This is a genomic window from Kocuria sp. SM24M-10, assembly GCF_001027955.1.
Lineage (GTDB): Bacteria > Actinomycetota > Actinomycetes > Actinomycetales > Micrococcaceae > Kocuria > Kocuria oceani.
Genome location: NZ_LDNX01000070.1, coordinates 1 through 6,805 on the forward strand (window position 1 = coordinate 1; position 6,805 = coordinate 6,805).

Here is a 6,805-nt window from a genome sequence, read left to right on the forward strand (position 1 = left end):
CCCGCATCGTGGCCGCCCTCGCACTGCTGCGCGATGATCCCCGGCCGGCGACCGTCAAAGCTCTGGTGGGCCATCCCGGGTACCTGCGGGTGCGGGTGGGTGACTATCGGATCGTTTACACGGTCCAGGAGGGAAAGCTCCTCGTGCTGGTGCTGACCCTCGGGCATCGAGGGGCTATCTACCGCGACCTACCGTGAACCCCCACTACCTGCGCGGAGTGGGGGTTCCGGTGCTGGCAGGTGCTGGAGACCTCTCCTGCATGCCTGGAGATGTGCGGCGCCGCTGGGTGATCACTGCAGCTGTGCCTACCAGGCCGATCCGGGGCAGGGTGCTCACTGTGTTCACCATGAACAGACGTCAAAATCAGGTGAGCACAATTATGACCACCCCCTCCTGAACACACTTTTGGCCTGCTATAGCAAGGATGAGCACCCCAGGGGTGCTCACTGATACCTGTGCTCACCTCATGGAAGGCTGTGACCATGACACCCCCGCCGAGCACCCCTGACTACCCGCCGAACACCCCTACTCAGGCGGTCTTTGGGATGAGGCGCGCCGCCGAGGTGGCGGGTGTCTCGGTTTCCACTCTCCGGCGGAACAAGGAGCTGCTGCAGGCGCACGGGGCGGTCATTGCTGCCGAGGGGTGGCAGGTGCCTCTGAGCGCGCTGGTGGCTTCTGGGCTGATGCGCCGGACAACTCCTCCAGAGGCCTCAACCGCACCTCCTCAGGAGGTTCAGGAGGCAGGGACGGCCCGAGATCCGGTGGCGCTGACCGAAGCGCAGGAGCGCATTCGAGAGCTGGAGCGCGAAGCGCTGGAGCTGCGTTTCCGTGCTGAGAAGGCCGAGGCCATCGCCCAGGAGCGGGGCTCAGCGCTCGAGGCCGAGCGCATGGCGCTGCGGATGCTTACGACAGGACCACCCACGGCCCCCGCCGAGCCGGATCCGGAGACCACCTCGGCCCCGGTATCTCCGCCGCCGGCACCTGAGCAGACCGGCCCCGAACCTGAGCCGGTCAGGCAGTCCTGGTGGCGGCGCACCTTCGGGTAGATCATCAGGACAACGACGGAGGGAGAGCGCGGTGGCGCAGAAGCGGCGGGCGAGTGCCAAGAAGCAGCAGGGGAACGCGAAAAAGAAGAAGACTCCGGCCAAACCGCAGGACTGGAGTGCTGCGGTACGCCGCGCCGAGGCCGAGCTGAGGCGATCCACGGCGTCGATCGAGGCAGGGGAGACGTTCGCCTCCCAGAAGCGCACAGGCCGCGAGGGAGCACCCAGCAAGTACGGCGGCACGCACAACAGCTGACCACTGGGCTCCGGTGCTCAGACATGACGATGGCCCCGCGCTTGCGCGCCGGGCCATCGGTCTGCGGGGCGAGGTGCCTTGCGACACGCCGGACCGCTTAAAGCGGAACGGGACCGCGCCAACGGTCCCGTATCCTGAAGTCGAATCTCACAACGAGCCCATTCTAGCAAGTGCGCCAACGCTTGCAATGGAACCACCAGCGATGGACTACCTGGTGTCGGCCTGAGACGTGGCCGTAGAACAACACCTCCAGCCGACGGAGACACGGGGCATCGGGCCCCGGCGAGCTGATCCTCGCACCGCGGCCCTTCCCGGGTTAGAGCCGGTTCCTTTTGTCGAGCACGCAGACAGGGGCCGTCACCGGGTCGAGCAATCGCCGGGATCGAAGGAGTGCCAAGCCCTACAGCGACCAGATGTCGCCGGAGCTGCGTGCACATGCCGCCACTGCCCACGAGTAATGCCGTGGGCCGCGCTACCGGTCACACAGTGACCCCCATACGGCCATCTCCGAAGTCTCGGGCTGGACACCTTGCGCGCCTCTCTCGTTCCCCTTCCCGGGAGCGTTAGAGGCACACCCCTGCCCGCCAACCAAGCAACCGAGCCCCAGGCTGGCCCGGCGTTGCCGAGATGAACAGTTCCATAGACCAACTCGGCAAGTAGGCGGTCAGGAAAGAACAGCACGAGCGTCAGCGAGTTCCTTTCCTCCAAGAAACCTGGCTCTACGCTGGCCGGATGATCAGTAACAACCGGTACTCGATGATGGACTGCCTGATGTGCGACAAGGACGGTCCTCACTACCAGTACAGCCCGGACAAAGAAGACGTCTTCCAGTGCAGTCAGTGCTTCGCGATGTTCACTGACTCTTCCCCGAAGTGGTCCGCATAGACCCTCCTCTTACCTGGCGACCACAACCAGGACACCCCAGCGGAAGATGCGTGGGGTCCTCAAGGTGAGTGAGCCAGGGGTGGGGCACCTGAGCAGCTGATCTCACCAGAGCGGCGCGGTGAGCGCTGCGTTCGGCCGCGGGCGGCCTCTCACAGCTTCACCGCACCGACCCTGTCGGAGCGTGCCCGCCACCTGTTTGGCGATTTCGCGCCCTAGGGGGCACTCAATCGCCGCGGTGGACACGCTCCGACGATGCGAGGTATGACTAGCGTTACGTTCGCTGGCGCTCACTGCACGCAAGTCTTCCTCGCCGCCTCCTCGCTTCGCTGCGGGGGCGGGAGTGGATCTCGCAGAGCTCGACCCACCAAGGGAGGGGGTCACCTCGTGGCCGAGGAGACCGAAGGACCGGTCAAGCGCACCCGCGTGGTCGCGGTGCGCTTGACCGATGGGGAGCACGCCGCCTGGGTGGCGGCAGCGGCGGAAGCTGGGTCCGGGCGGTTGGGCACCTGGGTGCGCACCACCATGGCCGGCCTGCTCACCGGTCACCGGGCGGCGCCGGCCCGTCCTGGTCCGCCCCCGGAGGTCGCTGCACTGCGGGCGGAGCTGGCCCGGGTGGGCAACAACCTGAATCAGGCCGTGCGCGCGGCGAACGTCTCCGGCCTCGATCGAGTCTCGGCGGCGGAGTTGGTGGCCCGGGTGGATGCGGCCGAGGCCGTGATGGGTCAGATCCGGGAAGCGCTGCGGTCATGATCGCCAAGATCACCCGTGGCACCCGGGCCGGGGACATCGCCGCCTATCTGCACGGGCCGGGCAAGACCGCGATGCACACCTACCGCGATCGCGACGGGGCCGAGCAGGTCGGGGGCATCGTGATCGGCGGGACCCTGGCGATGCGCGGGGACACCACCGGGCGGTGGGCCGCCGAGCTGCGCGAGGCGGCGGCCTCACGCCCGGACATCACCAAGCCGATCTGGCAGGTCTCCCTGCGCTGCGCACCCGAGGACCGGGTGCTCACCGATGCGGAGTGGCGCGATGCGGCCACGGCGTTCATGACCCGGATGGGTCTGGAGGACCGCCCGTGGGTGGTGGTCCGGCACGCCGATGACCACGTGCACCTGGTCGCCTCCCGGGTCAGTGACACCGGGCAGGTGTGGCACGGGCGCCAGGACTACCGCCAGGCCCAGACCGCGTGCGCGGAGCTCGAGGAGGCCTACGGGCTGCAGGTCGCCCCGCGGGAGACCACGAGGGTGTCCCGGCGGGCGGCCGATCACCAGATCACCCGCGGGGAACGCCACCAGGCCCTGCGCACCCAGGTGCCGCCGGAGCGGGTGGAGCTGGCTACCGTGGTCCGGGCGTGCGCAGCCCGGGCCAAAGGTGGCGGCACCCAGGGATTTGAGGCCGAGCTGGAGAAAGCGGGGGTGGTGTTCGAGGCCAATCGCGCCTCCACGGGGCGGATGTCGGGGTACAAGTTCGGCACTGGGCGCGTGGACGAGGCGGGGCAGCGGGTCTGGTTCAAGGCCTCCCAGCTGGACAAGACCCTGGCCTGGTCCAAGCTCTCCCAGGTCCTCGACGCCCCATCCCCGTCCCAGCGGGTGCAGGTGCCGGAGAAAGGACTGCTGGAATCCAAGGCCAAGTACCAGGCCAGGGTGGCCGACGCCCAAGCCGAGGCCACCCAGCGCCGGCACCAGCAGATCGGCCAGGCCCAACGGGTCGAAATGGGCGAGGTCGCCAGCTGGTGGGCGAAGCGCAATGAGACCGATCCCCGCCTGATCGCCCACCAACAGCAGATTCTCGAGATCTCTCGGATCCGGCAGATGATGGCCCGTGAGCGTCCTGTAGGGCCGCGCCAAGCGGTCCCCGTACAGAACCAGGAACAGGCGCGTCCGTATGTCACCCCTACCCGGGACAAGGACACGGGCATGGAGCGCTAAACGCTGCTGGTCACCAAGCTCTGCCCACCCCCGGTTGCCCCCGCTCCTGGTTCTGGGCTACTGGCTGGGCGAAGGAAAGATGAAACCGACTAGACAGTGCCGAGAGAACCCTGCTTGTCTGACTGCATCACCAGTGTGATGCATCACCCAGGCGTCGTTCATCCCCCCACTTGGAAGCATGAGGAAAAAATGAAGAAAATCGCCACAGGAGCAACCTTGATCGCAGCCGTCGGATTCTCGGCCCTATCGGTGGCACCCGCCGCGGCCGTGACTCTCCCGTTCCCCAACTGCGACACCGCTGAGGCCGCCGGCGTCTACAACATTCCGGCTTCCTCCGCGGCCTATGGCACGCACTTGGATCGGGATGGGGACGGCTTCGGCTGCGACGCAACAACCAACCCCTACAACCAGGAAATCGTCGACCAGATCGTAGCCGGGAACACCGGTGTGAGTGACACTGTGCCTCCGGTTGTTGACAGCCCGCAGATGGAGCAGATGCCCGTTGGCGGAGCCGAGACCGGCGTCGCCCAGGAGAGCACCCACAACACGAGCGCTCTCGCCCTCGGTGGAGGCATGGCCTTGATGGCGGCGGCCGGTGGCACTTACGTGGTTCGACGCCGCAACGCTCAGGCCTAGTCCTGCTAACACTCCGGATTGATCGGATACATTTCCACGCATGATCAGTTCCACCGGCGACCGCCGCAGACGCTGTCTAGCATCTGCGGCGGTCGCTCTCTTTGCCCTTACCGGTTGCGCGGACAATACTTCGGCCCCTGCTGAAGCTACGCGGGCGCCGTCATTGGTGGATTCCTCCACACCATCGACTGCCTCATCGAGTCGCACACCACCGGCCACGACACCTTCTGGCACCTCGCGTGCCCAGCTGCCAGCCATGGCGGAGTCTCAGCCGATATCTCTGCGCATCCCTTCCATCGGGGCCCAGTCGGAGCTCCTTAGCTTGGGATTGCAGGACAACGGGTCCTTGGAAGTTCCTCCGGGTGATCCTGGGGCTCCCGCTGCTTGGTACAGCGGTTCTCCCACCCCTGGAGAACGTGGGCCAGCAGTTCTTCTCGGACACGTCAATGCCACCGATGGCGGACCGGGCGTCTTTGCCGGTCTGCGCGAGCTCAAGGTCGGGGACACCATTGAGGTCACGCGTGAGGACGGCACAACAGCCGTATTTACCGTTGAACGAGGCGAGCAATATTCCAAGAATGCTTTCCCCACTCAGAAGGTGTACGGGAACACCGAAGGGTCCGAACTACGCCTGATCACCTGTGACGGATACGACCCCACGACTGGTGAGTTCGATGACAACTATGTGGTCTACGCCCAACTCGTTATTTGATAAATCCAGAAAACCGGTTCATCGCAGATGAGGGTGTAGGTCGCCTGGTATCGGTGGGCAGGAGTCGAAGACTGCCCGGATGGAGTCGGAGGACTTCTGATTGCTGCCGTTACGAGGTGCTCGGTTGGAGGCGCAGAAGCATGGTCAGCGAGCCGTCCACCGCGTCGACCTGCCGGAAGCCCACACGCTCGTACAGGTGCCTGGCGTAGTTGTCCGCTTCCACGCTGAGGCTCATTGAGGTCAGTCCTTGCTCACGGGCGGCAGCGATGAGCACGTCCAGTAACTGCGCCCCAACCCCGCGTCCTCGCCACGCTTGCACGACACCCATCGACACTTCAGGTGTGGCAGCGTCCACGAAGCCGTAGCCCGCGTCGCTCTCGGGCAACAGTCGCGCCCAGGCGGCTCCTACAGGCTGCTGGCCGTCCAGGGCAATGATGCCCAGGTCTCCGGGGAGCGGCCAGCCCGCGACGTAGTGTGCGAACTCCGGTGTGCTCAGTACCGCTGCGACGCTGCCCGCCGGCCCGTCAGGTCGCCAGAAGGCCGCTGCCACGAGCATCTCGATGAGGAAGTGGGCATCCGACGCATCGGCACGGCGAAGGGTGACAGTCACTAGACCATGGTGACCGCTACACCCTCGTTTGCGAAGAGCCAGAAAACCTCGATGAATTCTTTTTAAGTGAATCAAGCTCGCGTCTTGAGAGTTCGGTGAGAATTTCTGGCTTGGTTACTGTTTTGCATCCCTAGGGTTGCGGGACGTCTCGATAGCAACACCCTGGCCCCATGGAGTCCTCCGGATTTCCGCAGATCTCTGCGGCGTGGGATGGCTTGCAGCTATGTGCTGTAACCGGACAGGGGCAATCCTGTCGCGAAGATCAGTTGCGAGACACCGGGCAGCGAGTCCAGGTCTCGGCAACTGCACCGCTAAAATGTACAATTTAGCTATGATTCGGATTCCCGCAACACAAGCCCGGCAGCGGTGGGCGCAGACGATGGACTCCGCCCGTCGGAACCCGGTGACGATCACGGACCACGGGCGAGAGACCGTGATGGTCCTGGACATCGAGATCGCCCACCGGGCGCTGCGCGCCCTGGAAGACGCCGAGGACGCCGCGGCGGCTGATGCGGCTGCAGCGGCGATCGAGGCTGGCGAGGAAACGGTTCCGCTGGAAGACATGGCCCGCGAGCTCGGCTTGAAGCTTGAGTGAGCGGTATGCGGTCGAGCTGAGCAAGCGTGCCGCGAAGGAGCTCCGTAAGCTCGACCGACCCGTGCAGGCCCGCATCGTGGCCGCCCTCGCACTGCTGCGCGATGATCCCCGGCCGGCGACCGTCAAAGCTCTGGTGG

At 65.6% G+C, this 6,805-nt stretch carries 9 protein-coding genes; 8 read left to right on the forward strand and 1 reads right to left on the reverse strand.

Annotated features, from left to right (window positions below):
* The 7 genes from ABL57_RS08540 to ABL57_RS21190 all read left to right on the forward strand — a co-directional run.
* The coding region (locus ABL57_RS08540) for a type II toxin-antitoxin system RelE/ParE family toxin (protein ID WP_047803039.1) at positions 1-197 on the forward strand (197 nt) is incomplete at its 5' end.
* Positions 198-761: 564 nt separating this feature from the next.
* Positions 762-1,046: a hypothetical protein gene (locus tag ABL57_RS21785; RefSeq protein ID WP_152683326.1), complete on the forward strand. Its 285-nt coding sequence runs from the start codon at positions 762-764 to the stop codon at positions 1,044-1,046.
* Positions 1,047-1,077: 31 nt separating this feature from the next.
* Positions 1,078-1,299 (forward strand): hypothetical protein, encoded by a 222-nt coding sequence (locus ABL57_RS21790; protein ID WP_144837341.1) that lies wholly within the window; start codon positions 1,078-1,080, stop codon positions 1,297-1,299.
* A 1,269-nt stretch (positions 1,300-2,568) separates the two neighbouring features.
* Positions 2,569-2,934 (forward strand): plasmid mobilization relaxosome protein MobC, encoded by a 366-nt coding sequence (gene mobC, locus ABL57_RS08550; protein WP_053004839.1) that lies wholly within the window; start codon positions 2,569-2,571, stop codon positions 2,932-2,934.
* Positions 2,931-4,115, forward strand: a complete 1,185-nt coding sequence (locus tag ABL57_RS20685) for a relaxase/mobilization nuclease domain-containing protein (protein WP_053004840.1) — start codon at positions 2,931-2,933, stop codon at positions 4,113-4,115. The genes mobC and ABL57_RS20685 overlap by 4 nt, the downstream gene beginning before the upstream one ends.
* 189 nt (positions 4,116-4,304) lie before the next feature.
* Positions 4,305-4,751 (forward strand): excalibur calcium-binding domain-containing protein, encoded by a 447-nt coding sequence (locus ABL57_RS20690; RefSeq protein WP_160310782.1) that lies wholly within the window; start codon positions 4,305-4,307, stop codon positions 4,749-4,751.
* A 256-nt stretch (positions 4,752-5,007) separates the two neighbouring features.
* Positions 5,008-5,463, forward strand: coding sequence for a class F sortase (locus ABL57_RS21190; protein WP_238986013.1), 456 nt, complete (start codon positions 5,008-5,010; stop codon positions 5,461-5,463).
* Positions 5,464-5,572: 109 nt separating this feature from the next.
* On the opposite strand, the gene ABL57_RS08565 is transcribed toward ABL57_RS21190, so the two are convergent.
* Positions 5,573-6,073 (reverse strand): GNAT family N-acetyltransferase, encoded by a 501-nt coding sequence (locus ABL57_RS08565; RefSeq protein ID WP_053004842.1) that lies wholly within the window; start codon positions 6,071-6,073, stop codon positions 5,573-5,575.
* Positions 6,074-6,404: 331 nt separating this feature from the next.
* Between ABL57_RS08565 and ABL57_RS22265 the strand changes: the two genes are divergently transcribed.
* On the forward strand, positions 6,405-6,668 hold the full coding sequence (locus tag ABL57_RS22265) for a type II toxin-antitoxin system prevent-host-death family antitoxin (RefSeq protein WP_047803041.1): 264 nt from the start codon (positions 6,405-6,407) through the stop codon (positions 6,666-6,668).
* Positions 6,669-6,805 lie beyond the last annotated feature (137 nt).

Coding starts and splice junctions, on each gene's coding strand:
- ABL57_RS20685 (WP_053004840.1), top strand. CDS start 2,931: ATGATCGCCAAGATCACCCGTGGCACCCGGGCCGGGGACATCGCCGCC.
- ABL57_RS20690 (WP_160310782.1), top strand. CDS start 4,305: ATGAAGAAAATCGCCACAGGAGCAACCTTGATCGCAGCCGTCGGATTC.
- ABL57_RS21190 (WP_238986013.1), top strand. CDS start 5,008: ATGGCGGAGTCTCAGCCGATATCTCTGCGCATCCCTTCCATCGGGGCC.
- ABL57_RS22265 (WP_047803041.1), top strand. CDS start 6,405: ATGATTCGGATTCCCGCAACACAAGCCCGGCAGCGGTGGGCGCAGACG.